Genomic DNA, 23736 nt, shown 5'->3' on the forward strand with positions numbered 1-23736 from the left:
TAAAGATTCACTATCCCTAAAGGATTACGATTCCCGCTTGACCGTTTTCGGTTGCCAACTGTTGTCAATACGCACTTTCTGAAGAAGCGGAGCATCAAGAACATTCCCTTCAAATCCGATCACGTACGGCTTCACAAGGGAATAAGATGTTGGAAAATAAAGCGGTATCACCTGCATTTCATAAAGTGCGATCTCTTCGGTGATCCTCGGCTCTTCGATCTCTGGTGGCAGTACGGAGATATTTGAATTGGAATTGCCCAAGACCGAGGAGTTGGTATTAGAAACTGTCCCGGACGTTTGAGATGGTCTTACTGCTGAAACCGCAGGTCGGTCGAAAATAGCGCTTAAACCCGCTTTTTCATCCGTTGTGGGAAACACAACCCCACGCCGCACCAGATCGTAATCGCCATTTTCAAGGGCAAGCCGAACCTCATCGGTTTCTTTAACAATGATCTCTGTTTCAACATTGAGATTCTGCTTCCACATCCTTGCGACCGACCTTGCGATACGCTGCTGGACGTCATTTCGGTTCACTATGAGGCGTAGTACGGGAAAATTCTCACCGTCAGCGAATCCGGCTTCTTCGAGTAAATCACGAGCGCGCTCCTTATCCTCAGCGATCTTTGAAGACCTCGAACTGCTTCCAAATGGAAGAAGGGTGAATGCAGGCCGCGTCGAACCGGCCAGCTCGCCATCTGTCAGCCGCTCACGTTCGATCGCGATAGCTAGAGCTTGTCGTACACGCCGGTCCGAAAAAGGGGCTCTGTGTAAATTCACCTGATAAAAATTCACGGCTGCAAAGGTATTCTTTCTAAGGTCCTCATACGCCTCAAGAAGCTTTAACGCAAGAGGCTCGAAAACGGCATTGGTCACAGCATCGATCTCACCGGCACGGTAGGCTTCAAGGGCCTCTTCGGCCCGCGGCTTTGCGACAAAGCGTACAGATTCCAGCACGACCGATCCTCGGTCCCAATAACTCTCCGAGCGCACCAGTGTGATCGACTCAGGTTCGATAGAATCGATCGAGAATGGTCCGTTTGTAACCGCTGTTCTTGTAAGAACATCCTCCGCCAGCGTTTCTCCTCGACCGTAAACGGGCCTGAAGATCACATTGGCAAGAAGCCGTGGAAGATCTTTGTCCGGCGTCTTTAGCCTTACGACCAACGTGTTTTGATCTTCTGCCCAAAAAGCAAGATCAGGTCCGGCGGGTGGAACAGCAGATGACTGATCGAGCTCTGCATCTTTATTAGAAACGGAAGTATTCGTATTTCCTGGATTAGGCGCCTGCGGGAATGAGTTTGGAAATGTGTCCTGCGGCTGATCGGACGAGGCGGGGGCATTCTGACTTTCCGGGCGTCCCCTAAAATTTTCAAAAAGCTGTGTATTAGCAGCCCGATTGCCAAGGGCCAACAGTCGTGACCAGGAAGAAACAAAATCGAAAGCGGTTACAGTCTTTCCGTTTGTCCAACGAGCGGATCTGCGGATCTTGAATACCCATTTTGTGTGGTTATCAAGGCTTTCCCAACTTTCCGCCGCCGCGGGAACGGGTTCAAGCGTGACAGGGTCGATCTCTGTCAAACCCTCATAAAGTGCTCGGACGATATCTGTTTCGGGAGCAGAAGAGGCACGAGCCGGGTCCAGATGGCGCGGCATTCGCCCGTTGCTCCAACGGAACTCTTGCTTGGGCGGCGGAGGCGTTTCCGAAATGTAAGTCGCCGCTGATGGCGGTTTTATCTCCGAACACCCAGACAGAAAAAGGATCATCACAACGATCGAAATACGCAGTACTGCTGCAGCGCATACTTGCGACGAACTAGCTGCTGCCATCGCCTCAGACCCTTTCATATTATTATAAGTTACCGGGTGAACTTTCTAAGTTGCTCGTAAACGTTTAGCGTTTGAGCCCGCGTTTCCTCAAATCCCGCAGAGGTGTCGATCAAAAGATCGGCGTACTTTTTCTTTTCTTCTTGCGGCATTTGTGCGGCGATCCTCGCTTCTGCTTCCTTGGGTGAAAGGCCGTCACGCTCAATTAGGCGTTGAAGCTGGATGTCTGCATTACACCACACAACGACCAATTTGTTAAATCTTTTGTAACCGCCGGATTCTATCATCAATGCCGCATCGATCACGGCGATGGCATCAGGCTCGACAGCCTGGGTCTCATTAAGCCATTCGTTTTGAGCTTCGATCACAAGCGGGTGTACGATGGAATTCAGAGCCTCACGCTCCTTCTCGTCGAAGAAGATTATGCCTGCGAGCGCCGGACGGTCAAGCGAGCCGTCTTTACGCAGAACTCTACCTCCAAAATGCGAGACGATACGCTTCAATCCAAGTGAACCGGGGGCGACGACGTCGCGGGCCACGCGGTCCGCATCCAGCACCTGGCACCCGAATTCCTTCAAAAATTGACAGACGGTTGATTTCCCGACCGCGATAGAACCTGTCAGCCCAACTGTTATCATTGTCTGTAACTATAGACGAGCAGCGATCAGCGGACGCAAACGCCAGCATACGCTCGATAAGTATGAGATGGCGGTCAACGCCCGTGTCGCTTCGCGAGCTTGTTAACGTTAAATTCCGCGATCTCCTCAAGGCTCAGCCCAAGTTCGTCTGCACACGCGGAGATATACCAGAGAACGTCGCCGAGCTCATCTTTTAATTTCGCCCGAATGTCGTCGTTCAGCACGCCGCCGTGGTCGCGCTGGATCTTCTTTACTATATTCGCAACCTCGCCCGCCTCGCCCGCAAGGCCGAGTGTCGGGTATTCCAGGTTGCTTAAGCGCCGTGGATAAAGAGCTGTCTGGCTCGCTTCGGCTTGGTAATCTTGAAAGTTCATAATCTGACCATGTCTGAAGAATTTATATGGAATTTAAGAAACGATCGTTCGTTGGGTTCAAATATCTCGTCTAGCCTTTGCTGCATCAACGGTGTTTCGCATTAGCATAGCTATCGTTAGCAGCCCAACCCCCCCCGGCACCGGTGTGAAGACTCCGGCTTTATTCATTGCATCCTTATGGCATACATCGCCAACAAGCGTAGCCCCACGTTTTTCGATGGCGGTCAGCCGTTTTTCAAGCTCATCGCCCTCGAAGAATTCGGATAGCCGGGTCGGATCGGACACACTGTTTATTCCAACGTCAATCACCACGGCACCTTCTCGGATATGGTCGGCGGTAACGAAACCAGGTCGCCCAATGGCGGCAACGATTATATCCGCCTTACTTGTGATGGACGAAAGTTCGTGCGTCCGCGAATGGCAGATAGTTACAGTCGCATTCTCCTGAAGAAGCAGAGCAGCCATCGGTTTGCCCACAATATTACTTCGGCCAATGACCGCGGCATTCTTTCCCGCGATCTCGACACCAGATCGCTTCAAGATCTGGATGACCCCTGCAGGAGTACAGGGAACGAGACTTTGCCGTCCCTGTGAAAGCCTGCCGACATTGATCGGATGAAAACCGTCAACGTCCTTGTTAGGATCTATCGCATCAAGAATTCGCGCCTCATCAATGTGTTTCGGTAACGGGAGTTGGACAAGTATTCCATCAATGTCTGGGGCACGATTCAGCTCGTTTACTATGTCGAGGAGTTGCAGCTCTGAGGTTTGAGTCGGCAGGTGGCGATGCTCAGAAATGATACCAAGCTCCTCACACGTACTCACTTTATTGGCGACGTAAACTGCCGAGGCGGCATCATCGCCAACGCGTACAGCGGTCAACGCAGGAATGATATTTTTGGCCGTACGGAGTTCGCGAACCTCTCCCGCTATTTCAGCCTTTATCGCATCGGCGATCTGGCGCCCACTTAATATCTTTGCAGCCATTGTAAAAGCGAGATTCTATCTAAAAGCGTTGAGAATGTCAGTCAAGGAACATCTTTTTGGTCTATAATGGTCAGTATGATCAAGGGGTTTGCAGGCGTCCTGTTCATATTATTTTTTGTATCTTATTCTTGTTTCGCGGTTTTCGCCGCAGAGAATGATACGGCCCAACCGGACCGATATTTGGCAGGTTGGCGAACAGTAACAATTACGCGCCCGAATTCAACTACGTTCACCGCGCGTCTATATTACCCGGCAACTCAGGCCGGGCTGGACACTCCGCTCGATCCTGCGGGAGCTCCTTTCCCTGCAATTACCTTTGGGCACGGATTCTTTCAGGCCGTTTCAACCTATCAATCCACACTGGAGCACCTTGCCAGGCACGGTTATTTGGTGATCGCAACAAACTCTGAAAGCGGCTTGTTCCCAAATCATCAAAATTTTGCCAATGATCTGCGTTTTTCGCTGACATTCTTAGAACAGGAAAACACGGATCCGGCATCTGTGCTTTTCGGTCGGGTCGCGATCAATAAGTTCGGTGCTTCGGGGCATTCTATGGGCGGCGGAGCGAGTATTCTTGCAACTTCTCAGGATCCGAGGATTCATGCTCTTGCTAATCTTGCCGCCGCAGAAACCAATCCTTCGGCAAAGATGGCGATGGCTTCTATCAATGTTCCTTTCAGTTTGATCTCAGCAAGCGCAGACACCATCGTTCCTGTTGCGACAAACGGGCAAGATATGTATAACCGCGGACGAGCGCCAAAGCTACTGCCGATCATTCAAGGCGGATGGCACTGCGGATTTCAGGATGTCAACGGGATCGGTTGTGATAACGGCACCATCCAAAGATCTCAGCAGTTGGCAGAGACCCGAAGGCTTCTTACCACATTCTTCGATCTTTATCTTAAACAAGACATATCAGTTCGCGATCAGGTTTGGGGAAACGGGTTGTTCACGCCGCTTGTTACCGCAGAAAGAAATTCGGGCATCGGTCTAACCCCACAATCTCAAGACATAACGGCCTCGGTTGGCGTGAATGTTTCTTTCCAGATTGAGATCGAGAATATGGGTAACGTGCCCGCTGCGTTTCGCATAGAAGCGGCACAAAGACGCTGGATCGTAAACATACAACCAGCGACCACCGCTGTTATTGCTCCGAAGGAAACCGCAACCGTTACGCTATCAACGCGACGTTTATGGAAGAATCTTCCGACGCTTAATGAGTTACCAATAACAGTAACGAAGGCAGGTGATCCGCGGACCGCATCGTTTGCAAAGGTTAACTTCAGATAGTCGGTCATAATAAAGCTTTGCCTATAAAATAAATTCAACTATTCTCGTATTCTCGACGTTCCTTGTTCAAAACGTATGTCCGCTTTTTTCGGGAATTCACTCCGATTCGCGCTTTTGTGTGGACATAATTGGTTGAAAAAATGAGGAACAATGCTTTCATCACCGATCTTTTGCTTAAACGTCGCTCATCATCCTTGTATCGGATCGCGCTGATCGGTGTGCAGTTGTCTCTGTTAGTTATAACAATTGATGCGGCTAGTCCTGTTGATTCGCTAACAATTTTCAGGGGATCAAAAGGTTTGTGGGCGCAACAAGGCCGCGACAACGATAGCGGTTTCTCAGTGGTTAAGCTTGGCACAAAGAACGATGTGCCACTGAACGGCGACTTTGACGGAGATGGCTACATCGACCCGGCGATCTGGCGATCTTCTACGGCGTCCGCACTCATCTGGAAGACCTCAGAAGCAGTTGTGGTCGAAATAGCTTTCGAGATCGCCTCCAAAATCTTTGCAGGAAAAGCAGTCTCAGCCGATCTTGATGGTGACGGCAAAAGTGACCTTACACTTTTCGACCCCGAAACAGGCAACTGGCACGTACTTTTTGCAAAGAGTGGCTTTTCACAAGAAACATCTCTGACATTCTGTTGGGGACAGATGGGAGATGTCCCGGTGCCGGCCGATCATGACGGCGACGGCCGAGCCGACTTTGCGGTTTTTCGTCCGTCAGAGCAAAGCTGGCATATATTTGAAAGCCGTTCGCAGCGTTCGCTAAGCATCGTTTTCCCGGCCAAGACCGGAGAGTATCTAGTTCCCGCCGATTATAATGGCGACGGCAGGGCCGACATCGCGGTTTTCGGAAAGGGATATTGGCGAATACTCTACAGCACTAGTGGTAAAACAGAGGCCTTCGTCTTCGGGCAGGCATCCGCAATACCAGTTCCGGCCGACTATGATGGCGACGGTGAGACCGACTTTGCGGTCTGGAACGAGGGCACCTGGTATTTCTATGAGAGCTCTAAACCCGGCTTAAGCGCTGTCAGATTCGGTGAACCCGGTGATGTGCCTATAACGCTCAGGCAAGTCCGCAAGATCGAATAGGACCTTTGATCCCCCGAAATGGCCTACACGGCATTCCCGGAGGCGCTCTGCGTCTCCTTTTTTTTCGCTCACTGCTTGGTTAGAATCAGGTGATGTTTCGCCTTTTCAGCGTTTCCGTTTTGATCGTGTTCTCTGTTTCGCAGCTCCCGGCCATTGAGGTTGCGTCACATCAGGAGCTGATCAAGCTTGTCGCCGAACGCAGCGACACCGCTGCAATATCACTTTTGCAACGTCTTCAGAGCGAAAAGCCGGAAAGTTTGAGCTTGGCCGGCGCATTGCAATGGGCAATGCTGCTCTCGGTTCGAAGTTCTTTAGCTCAGGTGTATCACAGATCGCATTCTTATCGGCGGGTGGAAGGTGTGATGTATTCGAGATCTGCAGACGCCAATTAGTTATATCGAGTTCGGTCGCTCTGGAAACTTTTGAGTCAATAGGCGGTCTTGGTGCAGCAATTGATGATGTAACCTTTCTTGAGCAGGTCCTTCAGTTGGCAGCAGAGATATCAAGACGTTCCGCGAAGCATAGCTCTGAGTTCTTAAAGTACTCTCCGATGGTTGCTGATTCGATCCGGGAACTAGATCGGGCGGAAGCCAAGGTGGATGCAGGAATTTCGTTGGCATTCATTGAACTCGCCTCTCGTTTCGCTAATCGAACCGGCGGTATGGCGGCAGATCTCTGGGCAAATATACCAAGCTCATTGGCCGGGCTTTCGGGTTCTCAGGCGATCGAACTTGCTAAAGCGACGGGAGCTATGCTCGATCACGGAGGCAGTGTTGCGCTCAATTTTTTGACCGCTGGCAGTGAAGTTCTGCGAAACGAGCCAGATATCTTTAACGATTGGCGCAAGGTGCTTCCCAGTATTTCCTCCCAGGGAAATGCGGTACTCATCGCATTCCTTAGAGCCACACCAAGATTTTTCAAGAGTATAAAAGGTATACGGCTTGACGGAGCAGAGGAAGGCAGCGTAAGAAGTGCGGCACTCCGACGGCTGATGCGTTTGTTGTATGACGTCGCAGAAGCTGACGGCGAGAGTTCGCTTGCTGCATTTCGCTCGGCTGGGACAGCATTGCGTTCGGTTTCGCTTGACCAGTATCAGAAATGGATCGAAGCCGGACTTGCCGGGGCCGATACTGTATCGGCAAAAGCAAGACGGAGCTATTTTGCGCTCGAAACCCGCCAATCAAACGACCAGCTCAAACAAACGCGATCCGGACTCGACCTGGAAGCTATTCGTCATGTACTCCGCTTGTATATAGAGGCACTTACGGGCCGTGAGGTAGAGATCGCGCCACAATCGGCTATGCCGCAGGAAGCTCGTATCGGCGACGGAAAAACTATTTATCTTCCGAATAATATCGCTGAATTTGATACTGAAGAAAAGGACTTCCGGTTATACAAGGTTCTTGCAGCCTACGGTGCAGGACAGATCGAGTTCGGCACGTTTGTAAAAGATTCGGTTGCATTGAAAGCGGCATTTGCCGACCTTTCAGAGCTCTACTCAGCCACTGCTGAAGAAATAGATGCATTCTCGCTAGCCGGTTACATCGAGGATGTCCAAAAGGGGCAACGTGCGGTGTCAGATGAAGAGATCGTCGCAGAAGTTAGCCGCCGAAGAAGATCACTGCCCCCTGGTTCCGACTATAAGGCCGTTCTCAATGTGTTCCCTGAGCCGCGACTCGCCAGAAAGATATTCACGACTATGGAGAATGCGAGAATTGACGCATTGCTGCGACGGACATACCGCGGATTGAGAAAAGATCTTGACCTGATGCAGGCATTGATACGAAAGAATAGGCCATTTATTTTCGATGTCCCTTATCACCAGGTGCCCTTCGAATTGCTTTTTCAGATAACGTTATGTGGCGGGGCAACCGAAGACGCCAGGCAGTTTTACGGGCAGATCGTATCAGAGATAGAGACAGTTATCGAAAAACATATTCATGGTGCGTATCGAACGGATGTCCTACCAACCGTTGCAGATTCCCTTTTCGCAACATCGCGGGTTTATAATCTTTTTCAAAACATCTCACCTGAGCAAACCCAAGAAGCGGAAACAGAAAGTACGGACGATAAAAGCGAGTTCGCATATGATGACAAACATGCGGATGAAGCAGCCACCGAAGAAAAAGGGAGCCGCGATGAGCGTCCCCAGTCGATGCAGGATCTTCGCGATCTTTTCAATGCATGGAATATGGATGAGGAGAACGGCGAGCCGGATGACATCCGCGGGGCTGAATCGTGGTCGCAAAATGAGATGCCCGAATTGCCGCTTGAACCTGGCGACGAAGCATTCGCCTATGACGAGTGGGACCGTGAACTGAATGACTATCGTGTAGGTTGGAGCCGCGTGATCGAAAAGCGGGTAAAGCGAGGCGACCGGACATTCGTCGAGCTTACTCGCTCGCGATATCGTGGAGTGATATCGTCGATACGCTATCAGTTTCAGCTAATGAAACCTGAAAATCTGACCAAGATCAACCGTGAGATCGACGGCGAAGACTATGATCTGGGCGCGTTGGTGGACCTTGTTATTGATAGAAAAGCAGACGGTCGGCAATCGGAGAATATATATACGAAACGACTTAGGCGGCAGCGGGACGTTGCGGTTTCTATATTGCTCGACCAATCATCCTCCACCGCACGGACTATCACGCGTAACCCCTTGCAGCCTTATACATATCCAGGCCGCCGAATAATCGAGATCGAAAAAGAAGGTCTCGTATTGATGAGCGAAGCGTTGGAAGCGGTTGGAGATGTCTATTCGATCAATGGATTTACAAGCGAAGGACGCCGAAACGTAAAGTTTTATGTTGTTAAGGATTTCAACGAAAAATATTCGGAAGAGACTGAAAAACGCATCGGTGGTATCACATTTCAGAATAATACGAGGCTAGGTGCGGCTATCCGTCATGCCGCGCACAAACTACTGAAGCAGGAGAACCGAACCAAGCTGTTACTGATCCTGACCGATGGACGGCCCTATGATCATGACTATGGAGATGCGCGTTATGCACGAGAAGACGTCCGGGAAGCGTTGATCGAGGCAAAGATCAACGGCATAACTCCTTTCTGCATTACGATCGACCGCGAATCAGAAGCGGAATTAAGAGACCTCTACGGCGACGTCGGTTATACGATCATTGATGACATCCTTTCGCTTCCCGAACGTATGCCAAACATTTATAGGCGTCTGACCACCTAACTATTACTGCTGATCAGACGTGACGTGGTACCGAAACGCCATAGACGCGCTGTTTCGAATGATCGGCCTTTGGGCTGGTGACCCAATCTTCTGAGTGTTCGGTCAGTTCGTTGGAATGCGTTATCGAAACCGGCAAGACGAACATCATTCCGAAGTAGATCAAACCAAACGTTATCATTCCGAAGATTATAAGCGGAAATCCCGCCATCCAACCTGTTGCAATAGCCACCAAGCCAGTTACTGCCCAAAGTGCCCACAATCCCATATAGATCTTTGTAAACATATGATGCCTCCTAGGGTTCAGATATGATCGATCTCCAGAACATTCCTCTGAACCTATACTTTATGTTTGTATTTGGACGGCAAACTGACAATAATCAATTCACATCATTCTTATGATGAGAGTTTTCAAATGCGGCTCCGTGAAGTAAAGGAACTAGTGGATGGAACTGCTGAACCTGCCTTTGCGCTGGATCATAATGGCCAGATTGCTGCATGGAATAAAGCCGCGAAGCAGACATTCGGATTTGACTCCGCTGAGGCGATCGGCCAGTTCTGCAGTGATGTTTTGTATGGCGTAGATGAGTGCGGAATGGAGTGTTCGCACGACTGTGCGATACGTCACCGTGCAGAGAAGCGTGAACCCCTGAAAAGCTATGACATTCAGCTGACAACAAGACAGGGGAAGCGTTGGTTCAATATGATCGTAACGTCGGTTATTGGTGTAAAGGGTGAGCAGATCTACACGATCCACATTGCACGTCCGGCAGACCTACAAAAGCGTTTAGAAGGTATCTTTAAGGAATTCGCAGCAAAAGAATTAATTTTGGGCGATTCGACAGGTACTGGTATCGTGGAGGTTGAGCGGACAACAACACATCAAGTCGATCTAACCCCTCGTGAGATTGAGATCTTGAGACTGATCTCTAACGGTTATACTTCCGCAAAGGTTGCTTCAGAACTTTTTATAAGCAAGACGACCGTTAACAACCATGTGCAGCATATCTTAAAGAAGTTGAATGCTTCCAGCCGTTTGGAAGCGGTGAGGCGAGCTGAGCGAGCTAGATTGATTTGATCGGATTTTCTTTCAACCCGCTATGCCCTTTAGTAGGACCCCGACCGCATAGGCAAGACCGGCTGCCAAAGCCCCGACGAAAAGTGTTTCGAGTCCCGATCTGAACCAAGAATGAGTTGACCATCTGCTTTTGAAAGAACCGATAAGAAAGAATGTGAATCCGGTCATTATACAGGCGACAACGAAGGACGAGCCGGCCCCAAATAGGTAGGGCAGCAGAGGAACGAGTCCGCAGATCACGAATGCGCTGAACGTGCTCGCCGCCGCGAGCCACGGCGAGCGAATTTCAGACGGCAGGCCGTATTCATCGGCTAGCATCGTTTTGACCCAGCGATCTTTATCGGCAGTTATCAATTCGACAGCCTTTTCAAGCTCTTCCCCCTCAAAACCTTTTTCGCGATAGATCTGGCGTACCTCTTCGCGTTCACCCTCTGGAGCTAATTCAATATGGCGATATTCGATCTTCTCGATCCGCTTATAATCGTCGATCTCGGCTCGCGTCCCAAGAAAATTACTTGCTGCCATTGAGAATCCATCGGCTGCAAGATTAGCGAACCCAAGTATCAACACGATCTTTGTGGAAAGCTCTGCACCCGCAACACCGGAAACCACAGCAAAGGTGGTAACGGCACCATCAACCCCTCCGTAGATAAAATCACGAATGTAGTTGTGGTTTGAGGCAGCGATACGTTCGGCGATCGCCTCTGTGGTGTGTTCGTGTTCGAGCGGATCCATGCAGGAATAATAACCCGAAACAGGGAACCACCCGAACCTAACACTGCGCCTGAGAACACGTTTGATGTCTAACGCAGGTCGAACAGGAGGAATTCAGTGTTGTCGGCACCTGCACGAAACTCCATTAGTGATTCATCACTGACCGCAGCACCGTCACCGGGTCTCAGGATTTCACCGTTAAGGTCCAGCTCGCCGGAGATAAGCTGAACCCATGCATATCGGCCTTCGGCAAGTTCATGTTTTACTGAATCATCCGCCGCAAGGATCGAGGCATAAAGGCGCGCATCCTGATTTATATGGACGGAGCCATCATCACCGCCGCGGGAGGCAACAAGCCGAAGTTTGCCCTGCTTTTCTTCTGGCGGAAAGAGTTTCTGTTCATAGCTCGGCTGCAAGTTCTTCTTTTCGGGCAGTATCCAGATCTGCAAGAGGTGCGTCTTTTCCGTCGGGGAGCTGTATTCGCTGTGCATCACGCCAGTTCCTGCCGTCATCCGCTGGACCTCGTGCGGGCGGATCGTTTCGCCATTGCCCATCGAATCTCGATGGGAAAGTTCGCCTTGGACTACGTAGGTTATGATCTCCATGTCGCGGTGGCCATGGGTCGGAAAGCCCTGTGCGGGCTCGATATAGTCTTCATTAATTACTCTAAGATCGCGGAAGCTCATGAATCGCGGGTCATAATAATCCGCAAATGAAAAGCTGTGATAAGTGTCGAGCCAACCGTGATTGGCATGCCCGCGTTCGTTTGAGCGTCTGATAGTTATCATTGCGATTCCTCCTTGTCTTTAACTATCGAGTCTAACGTCTTGTGGCTGGAATGTAACCATCAATTTTGGTGGTTCGAAACTAATACTTTTAGGTGAGTTACAGTAGCTTACGTACGACCATCAATCCGTCACGTATCGGCAAGAGGAGGCTTTCTACGCGGTCGTCGGTGAGGACCATTTGGTTGTATTCGTGGAGGGCCTGTGTGTCTTCGTCTTTTTCTTCCTCGAGCACGCGGCCGCTCCAGAGAACGTTGTCGGCGACGATGAAGCCGCCGGGCCGGACCTTGTCGAGAACCAGGTTGTAATAGTTGGAATAGTTTTGTTTATCGGCATCGATGAAGACGAGATCATATGGCCCGGCGACGTGCGGCAGCATAAAGATGGCGTCGCCGAGCCGGAGCTGAATGCGATCGCGGAACTCGGTCTTGTCGATAAAGCTTTGTGCGACATGGTTTGTTTCTTCGTTTATGTCGAGTGATATGACCTCTCCACCTTCAGCCAATCCCTCAGCCAGGCAGATGGTCGAGTAGCCAAGATACGTGCCGATCTCAAGCACCTTCCGAGGCTGGATCATATGGGAAAGCATAGAAAGCAGCCGCCCCTGATAAAAACCTGAAAGCATCGAAGAATTTTTGTAATGAGCGAAGCAGTATTCGCGGAGTTCTCGCAACACCTCACTTTCTCCGGAAGTGAATGCTTCAGCGTATTCGGTCAGAGAGTTTTTGATCTCGTTCATATTTCACACGTAACATTCAAAGTGTGCAGTCGGTCTCGATCATAGATCGATCCTGACAAGGCCGCGTTTTATAGCCGTCGTCGCGGCCGAGGTGCGGTCAGAGACGCCAATTTTCCCAAAAATGTTCTGGATGTGTGATTTTACGGTGTTCTCGCTAATGTCGAGTGCAAATGCTATTTCTTTGTTTGACATTCCTCCGACTATCATCCTGAGGATGTTCGATTCTGCAGGAGTCAGTTCTTCCTGGCTAATATTTTCGGTAAGTATCTGTGCAATATCTGCCGGAATATACTTGCGGCCTGCGACAAGCGTTCTGATCGCTTCCATGAGCTCGTTTGGCGAAACGTCTTTGCAAACATACCCGGCAGCTCCTTTCTGTAACGCCTTTCTGATCTCAGCGTCACCTGCATGTTCGGCAAGCACTAAGACCTTTGCATTTGGGTTCGCGACTAGATAATTATCCAGGTCATCTATAGCGCAGGAATCTGGCAGCCGTAGTCCGAGAATGGTTACATCGGGCCTAAGCTCCTGAAAAAAACGGAAGCCATCCACTGCATTGTCCGTTTCGCCGACGACTTCAATGTCAGCTGCATCAGCAAAAACTGCCTTTACGCCGAGACGCGTAAGTGGTTGGTTTTCGATTAGCAGAATTCTGGTCGACATCTAGAGATATTGACGGCGTATGAGGGAGTTTAACCGAACAAAAATATATGTTCTTGATCACCCTGTCTGGCGGTAGTTTATCCATCTGGTGTGATAAATCTTCTTTATTTCACCTTTGCCAGCGATGCAGTGTATTCCACGATCGGCTTTATAAGATCGGTTTCGTAATTCGTTTTCACATTTTGCATTACTGCGGCAATCCTTTCTAGACCCATACCAGTATCGACCGAAGGAGCCGGCAGCGGAGTCAAGGCAAAAGTGCCGTCTTCATTCTGCGTCCGATTGTATTGCATAAAAACGAGATTCCAGATCTCCATCGTCGTGTCGCCGGGACCGTTTACAAACTCGGCACGATTCTTTTGCGGATCGAGCGGGTCGTCGCCCATATAGTAGTGAACTTCCGAACACGGGCCGCACGGACCGGTGTCGCCCATTTGCCAGAAGTTAACTTTACGGCCGAACCCAAGAACTCGGTCAGGCGACGCTCCGACTTTGATCCACAGATCGCGAGCTTCTTCGTCTGGGCCGACCTCGTCATCACCCTCGAAGACCGAGAACCAGAGCCTGCTCTTCTCCAGCTTTAGTTCATCTACAAGAAACTCCCACGCATATTTGATAGCGTCCTCTTTGAAATAGTCACCAAATGAAAAATTGCCAAGCATCTCAAAGAAAGTGTGGTGACGAGCGGTTTTGCCGACCTCGTCGAGGTCATTGTGTTTACCGCCGGCGCGGATACACTTCTGTGATGTTACCGCACGCTTATAGTCGCGTTTCTCGTTTCCCAGAAATACGTCTTTGAACTGGTTCATTCCGGCGTTTGTAAATAGAAGTGTCGGATCGTTTGCGGGAAGCAGCGGCGAAGATGCCACGATCTTGTGCCCGTTGCGCTCAAAATACGTTAGAAATTTATTTCTTATCTCATTGCCGGTCATACTTGAGAATTTTAGCATAACCGGGTTCAACCTACATTGGATAAAAAAGAACGCCGCAGCATATCGCACAGCGTTCAGTAAAAGGAGAGGAAGTGGCATTCCTCTTTGCTACAAAGGCCGTCCATTCGACGGGACGGCCCATGCATTTTTCGGTCATGCAAGCAGACTGATTGAACGGCCTACTTGGTACGATTCAGAAGTTATTTAGGCATCACAACGGAATCGATCACGTGAACAACCCCATTCGAAGTCATCACATCGGTCATCAGGACAGTCGATTTATTACCCTTCTCGTCTTTAAGGACAACATTCTTACCATCCATCTTTGCCCAGATCTTTCCACCTTGTACTGTGGTAAGTTCGGCCTTGCCGTTGCCCGCTTTGATCGCTGCCACAACATCTTTTGCTTCAAATTTACCTGCAATCACGTGATAAGTAAGAACCGAGGTCAGCATACCTTTGTTCTCGGGCTTGAGAAGCGTTTCGACCGTGCCCGCCGGTAACTTTGCGAATGCATCATTTACCGGGGCAAACACGGTGAATGGACCATCGCTCTTCAAAGTATCGACGAGTCCAGCCGCTTTGACCGCTGCAACCAGGGTCGAAAGTTGCGGCGTCGCTACAGCTGTATCCACAATGTCCTTTTCATTAACATTCATCGATGCAGGCACGTAGTTCTGAGCCATAGCCGATGAGCCAACCATTAGTGCCAAAACAAAAGCAAATACTCCAATTGCAAACGTTTTCATTATCGTTCTCCCATTTTCGTTAGTATTTTTACGTAAAGGTTTTAGCCTTCTGGAAGGAGTTTTCGGATCTGGGAGGGTTTTGGATTCAAAAAATCGTCAATCGATCATCTCTTCAATTACAGAACTTCCGCTGGATCTGTCTCCGCTGGTCCATTGCCAGGTTTCATAGAGGCGAATACGCCCGTCCGGTAAGAGCTCCGGAACCGACCGACATATACCGGTCATAAGTTCACGCGATAAGTTGATGTGATGGTAACGCATATCCAGCACGCCATCGTCATTACAAATAGCGATCAGATTCCCTAAAATGATGCCTCCGCCGGAATATTCGGCCCAGACAAGGTTTTCACTCTGGTGATAATGGAATACTGTATCGCCACCGACCTCTCCATTAGCTGAATTGTGAACCGATACAAATTTACGGGCATCATAATTGATCATAGTTTTAACGCACATTATGCTTTTGTTCGCCCTGTGAGGTCCGATAATCTGGATCTGATCAAGTCTAGATCAAAGCCCTGCCGGAGCAGGTGGTCAAAGAGCTTTTTTGTATCTTCACTTGTTTGAGGGACTCCCGTGGTCCTAAGGCGTTTTTCGATCACAAGATCGATCAGACTCTCTTCGGGAAATTCCTTAAAGGCTTTTAAGATCGCCCCTTCGACTTTGTCACGATCGATCTTCTTTTTTGATAGTGAGTGGAGTAATTTTCTTCTGCCCTGAGGCTTTCGTTTTAGCTTTGAAATAGCAAGATCACAAACAAACTGATCGTCATCGAGGTACTTATATTCTTTTAGCTGTTCAATAACTGCTCCTACGATCTCTTCATTCGTCCAAAGTTTTTCAAGCAGACGCTCTTTTAGTTCTGCGATAGAACGCGGCTTGGCAGCAAGCAATTTAATTGCACGATTCATCGTCCGCTCGCGCGAGCGCTGGACATTGTTAATTATCGTTTGGCCGTCATTGATAGTTGCCTTTTGCCACCGTCGCATTTAGTTAACTATTCTAGATTTTGTCCGCTGGATACGAAAGCGCGGTTAAGCTTGACCCCAGGATTTTTAACTGTTGGATTTCAGTTGTTCAACATTTTTATGGTTAGATTCATACCGTGGATGGCATTCTGATAATTGACAAGCCAGCAGGCATAACTTCGCACGACGTTGTGAATACGGTGCGTCGGATTTTAGGCATCAGACGTGTAGGACATACCGGCACGCTCGATCCTTTCGCGACCGGTGTCATGGTAGTTCTTGTTGGGAAAGCAACCCGTCTGGCACGTTTTCTTGACAAGGATGAAAAAGAATATGAAGCCCTGATGCGTATCGGATTTGAAACTGATACGGGAGATCGGACCGGCAAAAAGATCGAAGAGGAGGGCATCCCTCATCCATTTATGACAGATATGCGAGCTATTCTCGTCGCGATGATGGGCTTCTTTGACGAGATAGAACAGATCCCGCCGATGTTCTCCGCAAAGAAGATCAACGGGCAAAAGCTGTACGAACGTGCGCGAAGAGGTGAGAACGTAGAGCGAAAACCGGTTAAAGTCGAGATACACGAAATGATGTTGTTCGAAAATAATGGAAAATGGCCTTGGCCTCCCCACGATCTGCTTGCGCGGACAAAAGACGTCGGGCTCCGGGTCGTGTGTTCGGCGGGCACTTATATCCGGACACTCGCCGAGGATATTGCACGCGCGGCAGGGACAAGGGCACATCTCGCTGAGCTTGACAGAACACGCTCCGGGCGTTTTAAGAAAGAGATGGCGATCTCACTTGAGGAACTTGAAGCTATGCCGCATCCTGGATCGGCTCTGTTACCATTAGAGGAAGCAGTTTCTCACCTGCCCGCATTTGAATTGCCGCCGGAGCGGGTAAGCCCGACGCTAAAAGGTTTATCAACGCGGATCAAGGAAACGGACCGACTAATTCCGGATACCGATTATAGGATGATATCTCCCCAAAAGGAGCTTGTAGCGATCGGCAGCTTTGACCCGCATGAAAATGTCATTCGGCCGAAGTTGGTATTAGGGGGCGATAATCGCAGTTAAGCATCCAATGCACATATGAAAACCCGACATCTATTGATCGGCGCAGGTGGATTTGCCGTGGCTGCCATCGCAGTCAAGATGCTGACACGCCCTTCAAATGTTGATTGGGATGAAGTGGGACAGAGCATTCCGCATTTTGAGAACTCGCATTTTGCCGAAATAGACGGCATTAGGATCCATTTCCAGCAGTTCGGGGAGAAGACTGAACTGCCGATCATCCTTATTCACGGCTATACTGCTTCCGTCTATGTGTGGAAAAGTGTAGCTCCGTTGCTATCCCAAGCCGGCTTTAGCGTGATCGCCATCGATCTGGTAGGTTTCGGTTACTCAGAAAAACCAGCTTGGTTTGCTTACACGATCGATGCACAAGCTCGGATGATCTCTCGTTTTATGGATCGGCTTGGCATCGGCCAAGCGGTCATCGTTGGCAGTTCCTATGGCGGTGCGGTGGCAGCGACATTGGCTCTTGACTACCCTGCAAGGGTTGAAAAACTTGTTCTGGTCGATGCGGTCATCAATGATGAAGTAAAGAGCCATCCGATACTCCGTCTCGCCGCCGTACCTGGAATTGGCGAGATGATCACGCCGTTTCTTATTGATTCAAAGTCATTTATGCGGTTTCGAATGCGCCGAACGCTTTCGCCGGCCAACCATCATATGATCACTAAAGAGCGCGTTCGTTTTGTACAGCAGCCGTTGACAAATGCAGAAGGCCATCGGGCAGCGCTCGCCACCTCGCGCAATTGGCATGCTGAACGTATTGAGAGGGATGCCCACCTTATAAACCAACCGACCTTGCTGCTCTGGGGTCAGGACGACCGTGTCATCCCAGTTGAAAATGGTTATAAACTTTTCGAGGCGATACCGCATTCCCGGTTCGTTCTCCTGAAGAATTGCGGGCATCTCCCTCAAGAAGAAAAGAGCACAAGATTTGTTGATATCGTTGGAAAATTTTGTGCCGGTCCGGCATCCATTGGAGCCAGTGATGTCGTTGGGGAACGAGAAGTCGCGTGACGGGATCTAGAACGACAGACTTACATCTTTCATCAGCTTTCCTATATGGGAAAGGAGTATTTTCTACTATAGCCGTGTTCGATGGACTGCCTTTCTTATGGGAAAAACACTGGAGACGCCTGAATAGTAATGCGGCGGCGATCGGATTGGATCTGAGTGAATTTAATGAGAACTATGTTTTTGAGCGGCTTCGATCCGAGATAAGAGATTCGGAGCTGAGCGACGGCAAGGCACGAATTTCATTCTTCGATCGAGCGCCTAGCCCGATGTGGTCGAACCCAAACGGAGCTCCCACTATAGGTCTTTCGATAATTACCAGACGAAGACAGTCCCGGAATGCCAACTTAAGCCTGACGGTCTCTCCTTTCCCTATAAATTCCCGATCGCCGCTGGCTGGGATAAAATCCTGCAACTATCTTGAAAATCTTCTTGCGATCGATGATGCACACAGAAGAAGATTTGACGAAGCTGTGAGAGTCAACGAACGAGGCGAGATCACATCTGCCTGTCTGGCAAATATTTTTTGGATGTGCGGAGGGTGTCTCTATACCCCGGCTCTGTCGACGGGCTGTCTGCCAGGAACCACCAGGGAGTTCATTTTGGAAAACCTGGAATGCATGGCCGGAGAGTTCGATATTGATGAGCTTCGAGTAGCCGAGTCAATATTTCTCGCGTCTGCGGGCCGGGGCGTGGTGCAGGTATCGGAATTTGAAGGACGCAAGCTGGATACTACAACACATCAAATAATGAACCTTTTACCAAAGTCCGAATTCTTGTAAATGGAGCGCAACTAACTGCCGCCTGCAAATCCGCAACCGCTCGATATTTTTATCTATTGTTGTTCGGAAAGCTTAGCCGGCGGTCTCAAAAAGAGAAAGTATCTGTTTGCCTTCATTCGAACGCGGATCGATCGTACGAATATGCTTTTGACCCTGCATTTCCCAGATCGCGGTCACGGTTCCTTCCTTTTCAACTGCCTGATAGTGGATCGCATCTGAATCCGCGGACGGAGCCGTTTCTTCAGCCTGCATAACTGCTTCTTCTGACATTAGATGTATAATTCTCTCCTAACTGCTTCTTAGTTTTTATTCATCGCCATCTTTTCGTTCGGCGATAGTTATCGTCGGTTTCGCGGCCGACTGCGTTTCCTCGTCTTTTCGTTCTGCGATAGTGATAGTAGGTTTGACGGAGGATCCTTCGGTACTGGTTTCTTTTTCGTCTTTTGTATCGGACATCTCAAACTCCTGAATACGGTCTTTGCTGCGAAAACTCAAATTAAGGTTATATCCATTTCTGTCTTAGATCGGTTTGACTCTCACTATTCCGCAATAGTGATGGTTAATATTTTGCCGGAGATCGGATCCGCAATAGAGAACGACGATGGAGTGTCCTCAGCGCTGTCCCCTTCTTCCTTTACTGATGAACCTCCGCTTATCTCAATATAAATCTTAAGCGTTTTGCCTTCATGGCCATCTACAATGACCTCGCTCTTTTGGGACATAAGATCCTCCGCGGGCAGGTTTATAAAACGGTAATTGTATCAGAATCTTATACGCAGGGCACAGACTTGTCCAGCTTTTTATTTCTTTCGCCTTGGCGAAAGCTCATAGAACCAAAAATCACTATTCGGTTGGTCGATCTTAAGCTCGTCTGTTTCACCGTTCTTATCGATAGTAAAAGTAACAAATCCGCGAGGAAAATTATATGCGACCGAAGGGCGCCAGCGGATCATGAACGTGTCGAAATGCCAATGTTCAAGGTCGGCGACAAAATTCGGGGCCGGTAGGAACCGCATAACAAGCCTGCCTTTCTCCTCGCTGATGGTTATATCTCCGTACATCTTGTCCGAATACGTGCCAATATAATTTGGGAGCGGCAAGCTTGGCCGCGTATTAAGTTTTCGTGAGGTATCGACCTTCCGGTCTTCTTCCGCCTGCCGATCTTTCGCCTGACGTATACTCTCGGCTGCTTCTTTGTTCCAGTCACGTTTCGGAGCATCTAAGAACACATCAAGTATCTTGTTCATCATTACTCTGAATGCCGGAGATTCGCTGTTCGTAAGTACAACAAAACCAAGCTGCTCTTCAGGTACCAAGACTGTGAAAGACAACATTCCATCAAGTCCGCCACTATGATTTATTATCTTTCTTCCTTGGTAATCATAAACGAACCAGCCCATCGCAACGCCGGAGAAGTGACGAGTGGGATTGTTGCGTGAGGCCGCCTCTGAGATCTGTTGGGCCATATAGGGTTGATGCATTGCCCATGCCTGCTGCTCGCTGAATATTAGCCTGCCTTCGAATTTGCCGCGGGCCAGCTGTGTTCTTATCCATTTGGAGAGGTCGTTCACAGAGGAGTTCAATGCCGCTGCAGATGATGAGCCATCTACATTGCCGCGATGGAGAACACGCAGACGTCCTCCTGATTCATTGTGTGGAAATGCCGAATTGTTCGGAAGATCACTGACGCTACAGGTAGTCCTCAGCATTCCAAGTGGGTCGAGGATGCGTTCCTTTACGAATGCGCACCACTTTTTGCCTGATACTCGTTCGACGATCTGTCCTGCGGCAATGAACATCAGGTTCTGATATCCATACCGACTTCGAAAGCTGGAAACTGGCCGCAAGTGCTTTACCCTTGCCAGTATCTCTTCCGGCTTGTATGTTGTCTCATACCAAAGCAGGTCGCCGCTGAATGTATCCAGTCCTACACGGTGTGTAACAAGGTCGCGGATCGTCAATTCACTCGTTACCCACGGATCGTACATCTCAAATTCCGGTAAGTATTTGGATACTTTGTCGTCCCAATTCAATTTCTTTTCATCAACTAATATTGCTATCGTCGCGGTAAGAAAAGCCTTCGAATTGGATGCGATCGCAAAAACGGTATCGGGATCTACCTTCCCATCTTTACCCAGTTCGCGCAGTCCAAACCCTTTCGCGTATGCGGTCTTGTCATCCTTGACGATCGCAATTGCCATTCCCGGACCACCATGTGTTTCAAGAACCGTTTGCGCATATGCATCGATCTCTGAAAGTCTGCTTTCTAGAGATTGCGGGTAGGCCGAATAAACAAATGCGGTAAGTATAAGAAAAAGACCAAGTATTTTGCTCATCAAGTCACTCAACTCCATTGTCAACTGTAAAAAGACGCCATTTGCCCTCGATTCCATCGAAACTATGCACGCCAGCTTCCGAAAATCGCAAGCCGGAACCGGCGACGAGATCTTTGACGGTCCGGGAAACCAATATCGAGCCAGGAGAAGCTACATCGGCGATCTCCGCAACTAGATCTACGGCAACTCCCCCGAACCGATCGTTTATCACATCGCATTCACCGGTATGAAGGCCGGTTTTGACCCCTATCCCGAGCTGCTCGGCAGAGCTAGAGATCACGGCAGCGCATCGGATCGCGCGGGCCGGTCCATCAAATGCCGCTAACAGACCGGTCTCATCATATGAGACCGGTCGGCCACGGAAAAGCTCCAATTGGCGCCGGACGAATGTCTCCGCTCCGCTAACCAGTTCATTCCATTCTGTGTTGCCTCGCTTTGCCGCCTCGCTTTTTGGATCGATGATCCTTATGTTCATTACGGTCGCCAGTACACGGTCAAAGTGAGCCCCAGGGGCCGATCCGGTTACAAATCGCTCTATCTCATCGAGTATCGCGTCTTGATCTCCGACAAATGGAAGGTGATCATCTCCCGGTAATTCTACGAAACGGCTTGCTGGTATTTTTGACGCTACAAACCGACCTTCCTCTACATTCAAGCACATATCGCCAGTACGATGAATGACGAGCGTGGGGACACGGATCGAAGACAATATATTTCGGACATCGATCTCCGCGTTCATCTTTGTGAGAGCTACTGCCGCACCAGGACTCGCACCCATTCGCAGATATGTAGCCCACCACTCTCTGAACCTCTGGTCATTTGCCATTGAAGGGGCTCTTTCTTCGATCCCGACAGGACCTCCCCATTCCTGTTGCATAGTTTCAAAGAAAGCCTCTCGTTCCTCAGTGGTCGGAGCCCAGAGATATTCCTCGTCACGGATACGTTTTGCGTAAGTACCGATCATTACAAGGGCACGCGTCCTTTCCGGGTAGGTCGCGGCAAAAAGTGAACACATTGGGCCGCCCTCCGAAACCCCAACAAGTACTGAGCTTTTAGAGTCAACAGCATCCATTACGGCATGAAGATCTTCCATTCGTTGTTCAAGTGTAGGAAGTTTGTCGATCGGTACCCGGTCCGAAAGACCGGTTCCACGTTTGTCGAAGAGTATCAAGCGTGATATCGAGGCTAATCTCGTTAGAAATGATGCAGACAAAGGATGCTTCCAAAAATACTCGAGGTGTGATATCCAACCCATCACAAAAACAATATCTATAGGGCCGGTTCCTATTACCTGGTACGCAATGTTCACATCTCCGTTTTGGACGTAATGTGTTTCTGGTATGGGGAAATCGAGCGGGGTTTCTTTACGCATTGGCGAGAAGCCGAACGCGATACCTTGAGCGGCAGGGTTCTCAATAACGGTGACCGGTGCTACAAACCGATAACCCAATTTAGGTACGGTTTCAATATAAGAAGCAAATTCTCCGAACGTTTTGCGAAGGAACGAGATGTTTTGTGCAAGATTGTTTTCTTCGACGAAACAATCTTCCCAGATGATTCGAATCATCTCTTCTTTGGAAAGCACGCGACCAGGATTTTCGACCAGCAATGCAAGCGTATCAAATACCTTTGGTGGCAGCGCTATCGTCGTTTCTCCGCTGCTGAAGCGCCGCTCAGCTGGTTCAACTCGATAGTTTCCAAATTCGTATATCTTTATATTCGCTTCCTGCACGCCTATGTTGAATTTCTTCAAAAATTACTCAGAAAACATTCATCCGGAGCTAAAGATTTGAATATACCTAAGGTGCTTCAATCGCTATGTTGTGAGGCATCGTCCCCAGTCAGAAAGTTACAACAGACGATATCTTACTCGAACGGTCAACATATTGGAATTTTTTTTGGAGGAGAAAGACTCAATGTTTTGCATTCACTGTCAAATGACCAAAGCCGGAGCGGGGGCATATCTACCCAAAAGCTCAATTAGAGTTTGTACGGATTGTTTCTTAGAAATAGTTGGGTCGATGCCGCTGCCGTCTGCTGCGGGAAATCTTTTCGGGAAGTTTGCCGATGCGCAGAAGCTGACCAGTGCGCTAAAGAACGAAGGAAGTAAAAGGGCTGGGTCATTATTCAAAGATCTCTCAAGATCGATAGTTGGCGGGAATCTGAATGGAATTACCGACGGCACGTCGAATACTATCGCTGAACTTGGGGAAGCGAAAGAATTTGCACAATCAAAGTTGCTTGGACGACTTGAGTCGATAAAGACCAAGCTAAATGACCAAACCGGGAACTTAGAGGAAGCACTCGGTGCACGGGCAACCGGTTTGACGGAAAAGGTGAATTCAACTGCCGGAAAGTTTTTCAAGAAGCTCGAGGGGCTGAGAGGGCGATTGGTATAGATCGTTTGCAGCCAAGCGAAGAGAATGCTTGAAAAAGAAAGAAAAAATGGCGAGCTTGAAGACCTTTCAACGAGGCATTCTTTCGAAGGGCA

The 23736-nt window shown here is 49.3% G+C and carries 27 protein-coding genes; 9 read left to right on the forward strand and 18 right to left on the reverse strand.

The window, feature by feature from the left end:
* Positions 1-24 precede the first annotated feature (24 nt).
* From JVX88_RS01325 to JVX88_RS01340, 4 genes are all read right to left on the reverse strand, one after another.
* Positions 25-1845 carry a peptide ABC transporter substrate-binding protein gene (locus JVX88_RS01325; RefSeq protein WP_211625033.1) on the reverse strand — a complete coding sequence of 607 codons (1821 nt, stop codon included), beginning with the start codon at positions 1843-1845 and terminating at the stop codon, positions 25-27.
* Between the two features lie 11 nt (positions 1846-1856).
* A complete protein-coding gene (gene coaE, locus JVX88_RS01330) occupies positions 1857-2462 on the reverse strand; it encodes a dephospho-CoA kinase (protein ID WP_211625035.1) in 606 nt (201 codons plus the stop codon).
* Positions 2463-2536: 74 nt separating this feature from the next.
* A complete protein-coding gene (locus tag JVX88_RS01335; RefSeq protein ID WP_211625037.1) occupies positions 2537-2836 on the reverse strand; it encodes a nucleoside triphosphate pyrophosphohydrolase family protein in 300 nt (99 codons plus the stop codon).
* 57 nt (positions 2837-2893) lie between these two features.
* Positions 2894-3823, reverse strand: a complete 930-nt coding sequence (locus JVX88_RS01340; protein WP_211625039.1) for a bifunctional 5,10-methylenetetrahydrofolate dehydrogenase/5,10-methenyltetrahydrofolate cyclohydrolase — start codon at positions 3821-3823, stop codon at positions 2894-2896.
* A gap of 75 nt (positions 3824-3898) precedes the next feature.
* On the opposite strand from JVX88_RS01340, the gene JVX88_RS01345 reads away from it, so the two are divergent.
* From JVX88_RS01345 to JVX88_RS01360, 4 genes are all read left to right on the forward strand, one after another.
* Complete coding sequence (locus JVX88_RS01345) at positions 3899-5113, forward strand: chlorophyllase/cutinase-like alpha/beta fold protein (RefSeq protein WP_211625041.1); 1215 nt, start codon at positions 3899-3901, stop codon at positions 5111-5113.
* 140 nt (positions 5114-5253) lie between these two features.
* Positions 5254-6210, forward strand: coding sequence for an FG-GAP repeat domain-containing protein (locus JVX88_RS01350; protein WP_211625043.1), 957 nt, complete (start codon positions 5254-5256; stop codon positions 6208-6210).
* 89 nt (positions 6211-6299) lie between these two features.
* Positions 6300-6602, forward strand: a complete 303-nt coding sequence (locus JVX88_RS01355) for a hypothetical protein (protein ID WP_211625045.1) — start codon at positions 6300-6302, stop codon at positions 6600-6602.
* A 158-nt stretch (positions 6603-6760) separates the two neighbouring features.
* Positions 6761-9412 (forward strand): nitric oxide reductase activation protein NorD, encoded by a 2652-nt coding sequence (locus tag JVX88_RS01360; protein WP_211625047.1) that lies wholly within the window; start codon positions 6761-6763, stop codon positions 9410-9412.
* Between the two features lie 13 nt (positions 9413-9425).
* On the opposite strand, the gene JVX88_RS01365 is transcribed toward JVX88_RS01360, so the two are convergent.
* Positions 9426-9695 (reverse strand): hypothetical protein, encoded by a 270-nt coding sequence (locus JVX88_RS01365; RefSeq protein WP_211625048.1) that lies wholly within the window; start codon positions 9693-9695, stop codon positions 9426-9428.
* Between the two features lie 129 nt (positions 9696-9824).
* On the opposite strand from JVX88_RS01365, the gene JVX88_RS01370 reads away from it, so the two are divergent.
* Positions 9825-10487, forward strand: a complete 663-nt coding sequence (locus tag JVX88_RS01370; protein WP_211625050.1) for a LuxR C-terminal-related transcriptional regulator — start codon at positions 9825-9827, stop codon at positions 10485-10487.
* Positions 10488-10499: 12 nt separating this feature from the next.
* On the opposite strand, the gene JVX88_RS01375 is transcribed toward JVX88_RS01370, so the two are convergent.
* From JVX88_RS01375 to JVX88_RS01410, 8 genes are all read right to left on the reverse strand, one after another.
* The gene (locus JVX88_RS01375) at positions 10500-11222 is read right to left on the reverse strand and encodes a VIT1/CCC1 transporter family protein (RefSeq protein ID WP_211625052.1); all 723 of its coding nucleotides are present in this window, start codon (positions 11220-11222) and stop codon (positions 10500-10502) included.
* A gap of 68 nt (positions 11223-11290) precedes the next feature.
* Positions 11291-11989: a pirin family protein gene (locus JVX88_RS01380; RefSeq protein ID WP_211625054.1), complete on the reverse strand. Its 699-nt coding sequence runs from the start codon at positions 11987-11989 to the stop codon at positions 11291-11293.
* A 97-nt stretch (positions 11990-12086) separates the two neighbouring features.
* Entirely contained in the window at positions 12087-12725 is a 639-nt protein-coding gene (locus tag JVX88_RS01385) for an O-methyltransferase (protein WP_211625056.1), read from the reverse strand.
* Positions 12726-12764: 39 nt separating this feature from the next.
* Positions 12765-13388, reverse strand: a complete 624-nt coding sequence (locus JVX88_RS01390; protein ID WP_211625058.1) for a LuxR C-terminal-related transcriptional regulator — start codon at positions 13386-13388, stop codon at positions 12765-12767.
* 104 nt (positions 13389-13492) lie between these two features.
* On the reverse strand, positions 13493-14338 hold the full coding sequence (locus JVX88_RS01395) for an alanine--tRNA ligase-related protein (RefSeq protein WP_263975459.1): 846 nt from the start codon (positions 14336-14338) through the stop codon (positions 13493-13495).
* A 182-nt stretch (positions 14339-14520) separates the two neighbouring features.
* On the reverse strand, positions 14521-15069 hold the full coding sequence (locus tag JVX88_RS01400) for a fasciclin domain-containing protein (protein ID WP_211625060.1): 549 nt from the start codon (positions 15067-15069) through the stop codon (positions 14521-14523).
* 96 nt (positions 15070-15165) lie between these two features.
* Positions 15166-15510 (reverse strand): hypothetical protein, encoded by a 345-nt coding sequence (locus JVX88_RS01405; RefSeq protein ID WP_211625062.1) that lies wholly within the window; start codon positions 15508-15510, stop codon positions 15166-15168.
* A 14-nt stretch (positions 15511-15524) separates the two neighbouring features.
* Positions 15525-16058 carry a regulatory protein RecX gene (locus JVX88_RS01410; RefSeq protein ID WP_211625064.1) on the reverse strand — a complete coding sequence of 178 codons (534 nt, stop codon included), beginning with the start codon at positions 16056-16058 and terminating at the stop codon, positions 15525-15527.
* Between the two features lie 116 nt (positions 16059-16174).
* Here JVX88_RS01410 and truB point away from each other — a divergent pair, with 116 nt between their 5' ends.
* The 3 genes from truB to JVX88_RS01425 are packed head-to-tail and all read left to right on the forward strand — an operon-like array spanning position 16175 to position 18909.
* Entirely contained in the window at positions 16175-17116 is a 942-nt protein-coding gene (truB, locus tag JVX88_RS01415) for a tRNA pseudouridine(55) synthase TruB (RefSeq protein ID WP_211625066.1), read from the forward strand.
* 15 nt (positions 17117-17131) lie between these two features.
* Positions 17132-18130, forward strand: a complete 999-nt coding sequence (locus JVX88_RS01420) for an alpha/beta fold hydrolase (RefSeq protein WP_211625067.1) — start codon at positions 17132-17134, stop codon at positions 18128-18130.
* On the forward strand, positions 18127-18909 hold the full coding sequence (locus JVX88_RS01425; protein WP_211625070.1) for an aminotransferase class IV: 783 nt from the start codon (positions 18127-18129) through the stop codon (positions 18907-18909). Before JVX88_RS01420 ends, JVX88_RS01425 begins: the two co-directional genes overlap by 4 nt.
* 72 nt (positions 18910-18981) lie before the next feature.
* On the opposite strand, the gene JVX88_RS01430 is transcribed toward JVX88_RS01425, so the two are convergent.
* The 5 genes from JVX88_RS01430 to JVX88_RS01450 all read right to left on the reverse strand — a co-directional run bounded on the left by JVX88_RS01430 (position 18982) and on the right by JVX88_RS01450 (position 22998).
* A complete protein-coding gene (locus tag JVX88_RS01430) occupies positions 18982-19179 on the reverse strand; it encodes a hypothetical protein (RefSeq protein ID WP_211625072.1) in 198 nt (65 codons plus the stop codon).
* A gap of 36 nt (positions 19180-19215) precedes the next feature.
* On the reverse strand, positions 19216-19365 hold the full coding sequence (locus JVX88_RS01435) for a hypothetical protein (protein ID WP_211625074.1): 150 nt from the start codon (positions 19363-19365) through the stop codon (positions 19216-19218).
* A gap of 83 nt (positions 19366-19448) precedes the next feature.
* The gene (locus JVX88_RS01440) at positions 19449-19631 is read right to left on the reverse strand and encodes a hypothetical protein (RefSeq protein WP_211625076.1); all 183 of its coding nucleotides are present in this window, start codon (positions 19629-19631) and stop codon (positions 19449-19451) included.
* Positions 19632-19709: 78 nt separating this feature from the next.
* Positions 19710-21245: a serine hydrolase gene (locus tag JVX88_RS01445; RefSeq protein WP_211625078.1), complete on the reverse strand. Its 1536-nt coding sequence runs from the start codon at positions 21243-21245 to the stop codon at positions 19710-19712.
* 4 nt (positions 21246-21249) lie between these two features.
* A complete protein-coding gene (locus JVX88_RS01450) occupies positions 21250-22998 on the reverse strand; it encodes an alpha/beta fold hydrolase (RefSeq protein WP_211625080.1) in 1749 nt (582 codons plus the stop codon).
* 163 nt (positions 22999-23161) lie between these two features.
* On the opposite strand from JVX88_RS01450, the gene JVX88_RS01455 reads away from it, so the two are divergent.
* Positions 23162-23644 (forward strand): hypothetical protein, encoded by a 483-nt coding sequence (locus tag JVX88_RS01455; RefSeq protein ID WP_211625082.1) that lies wholly within the window; start codon positions 23162-23164, stop codon positions 23642-23644.
* Positions 23645-23736: the final 92 nt, after the last annotated feature.

It is taken from the genome of Leptolyngbya sp. 7M, assembly GCF_018128485.1.

Bases quoted from the DNA above. Each gene is read 5' to 3' on its own strand.
- JVX88_RS01325 (WP_211625033.1), bottom strand. From the start codon at position 1,845: ATGAAAGGGTCTGAGGCGATGGCAGCAGCTAGTTCGTCGCAAGTATGC.
- coaE (WP_211625035.1), bottom strand. From the start codon at position 2,462: ATGATAACAGTTGGGCTGACAGGTTCTATCGCGGTCGGGAAATCAACC.
- JVX88_RS01335 (WP_211625037.1), bottom strand. From the start codon at position 2,836: ATGAACTTTCAAGATTACCAAGCCGAAGCGAGCCAGACAGCTCTTTAT.
- JVX88_RS01340 (WP_211625039.1), bottom strand. From the start codon at position 3,823: ATGGCTGCAAAGATATTAAGTGGGCGCCAGATCGCCGATGCGATAAAG.
- JVX88_RS01345 (WP_211625041.1), top strand. From the start codon at position 3,899: ATGATCAAGGGGTTTGCAGGCGTCCTGTTCATATTATTTTTTGTATCT.
- JVX88_RS01350 (WP_211625043.1), top strand. From the start codon at position 5,254: ATGAGGAACAATGCTTTCATCACCGATCTTTTGCTTAAACGTCGCTCA.
- JVX88_RS01360 (WP_211625047.1), top strand. From the start codon at position 6,761: ATGGTTGCTGATTCGATCCGGGAACTAGATCGGGCGGAAGCCAAGGTG.
- JVX88_RS01365 (WP_211625048.1), bottom strand. From the start codon at position 9,695: ATGTTTACAAAGATCTATATGGGATTGTGGGCACTTTGGGCAGTAACT.
- JVX88_RS01370 (WP_211625050.1), top strand. From the start codon at position 9,825: ATGCGGCTCCGTGAAGTAAAGGAACTAGTGGATGGAACTGCTGAACCT.
- JVX88_RS01375 (WP_211625052.1), bottom strand. From the start codon at position 11,222: ATGGATCCGCTCGAACACGAACACACCACAGAGGCGATCGCCGAACGT.
- JVX88_RS01380 (WP_211625054.1), bottom strand. From the start codon at position 11,989: ATGATAACTATCAGACGCTCAAACGAACGCGGGCATGCCAATCACGGT.
- JVX88_RS01385 (WP_211625056.1), bottom strand. From the start codon at position 12,725: ATGAACGAGATCAAAAACTCTCTGACCGAATACGCTGAAGCATTCACT.
- JVX88_RS01390 (WP_211625058.1), bottom strand. From the start codon at position 13,388: ATGTCGACCAGAATTCTGCTAATCGAAAACCAACCACTTACGCGTCTC.
- JVX88_RS01395 (WP_263975459.1), bottom strand. From the start codon at position 14,338: ATGCTAAAATTCTCAAGTATGACCGGCAATGAGATAAGAAATAAATTT.
- JVX88_RS01400 (WP_211625060.1), bottom strand. From the start codon at position 15,069: ATGAAAACGTTTGCAATTGGAGTATTTGCTTTTGTTTTGGCACTAATG.
- JVX88_RS01405 (WP_211625062.1), bottom strand. From the start codon at position 15,510: ATGATCAATTATGATGCCCGTAAATTTGTATCGGTTCACAATTCAGCT.
- JVX88_RS01410 (WP_211625064.1), bottom strand. From the start codon at position 16,058: ATGCGACGGTGGCAAAAGGCAACTATCAATGACGGCCAAACGATAATT.
- JVX88_RS01420 (WP_211625067.1), top strand. From the start codon at position 17,132: ATGAAAACCCGACATCTATTGATCGGCGCAGGTGGATTTGCCGTGGCT.
- JVX88_RS01430 (WP_211625072.1), bottom strand. From the start codon at position 19,179: ATGTCAGAAGAAGCAGTTATGCAGGCTGAAGAAACGGCTCCGTCCGCG.
- JVX88_RS01435 (WP_211625074.1), bottom strand. From the start codon at position 19,365: ATGTCCGATACAAAAGACGAAAAAGAAACCAGTACCGAAGGATCCTCC.
- JVX88_RS01440 (WP_211625076.1), bottom strand. From the start codon at position 19,631: ATGTCCCAAAAGAGCGAGGTCATTGTAGATGGCCATGAAGGCAAAACG.
- JVX88_RS01445 (WP_211625078.1), bottom strand. From the start codon at position 21,245: ATGAGCAAAATACTTGGTCTTTTTCTTATACTTACCGCATTTGTTTAT.
- JVX88_RS01455 (WP_211625082.1), top strand. From the start codon at position 23,162: ATGTTTTGCATTCACTGTCAAATGACCAAAGCCGGAGCGGGGGCATAT.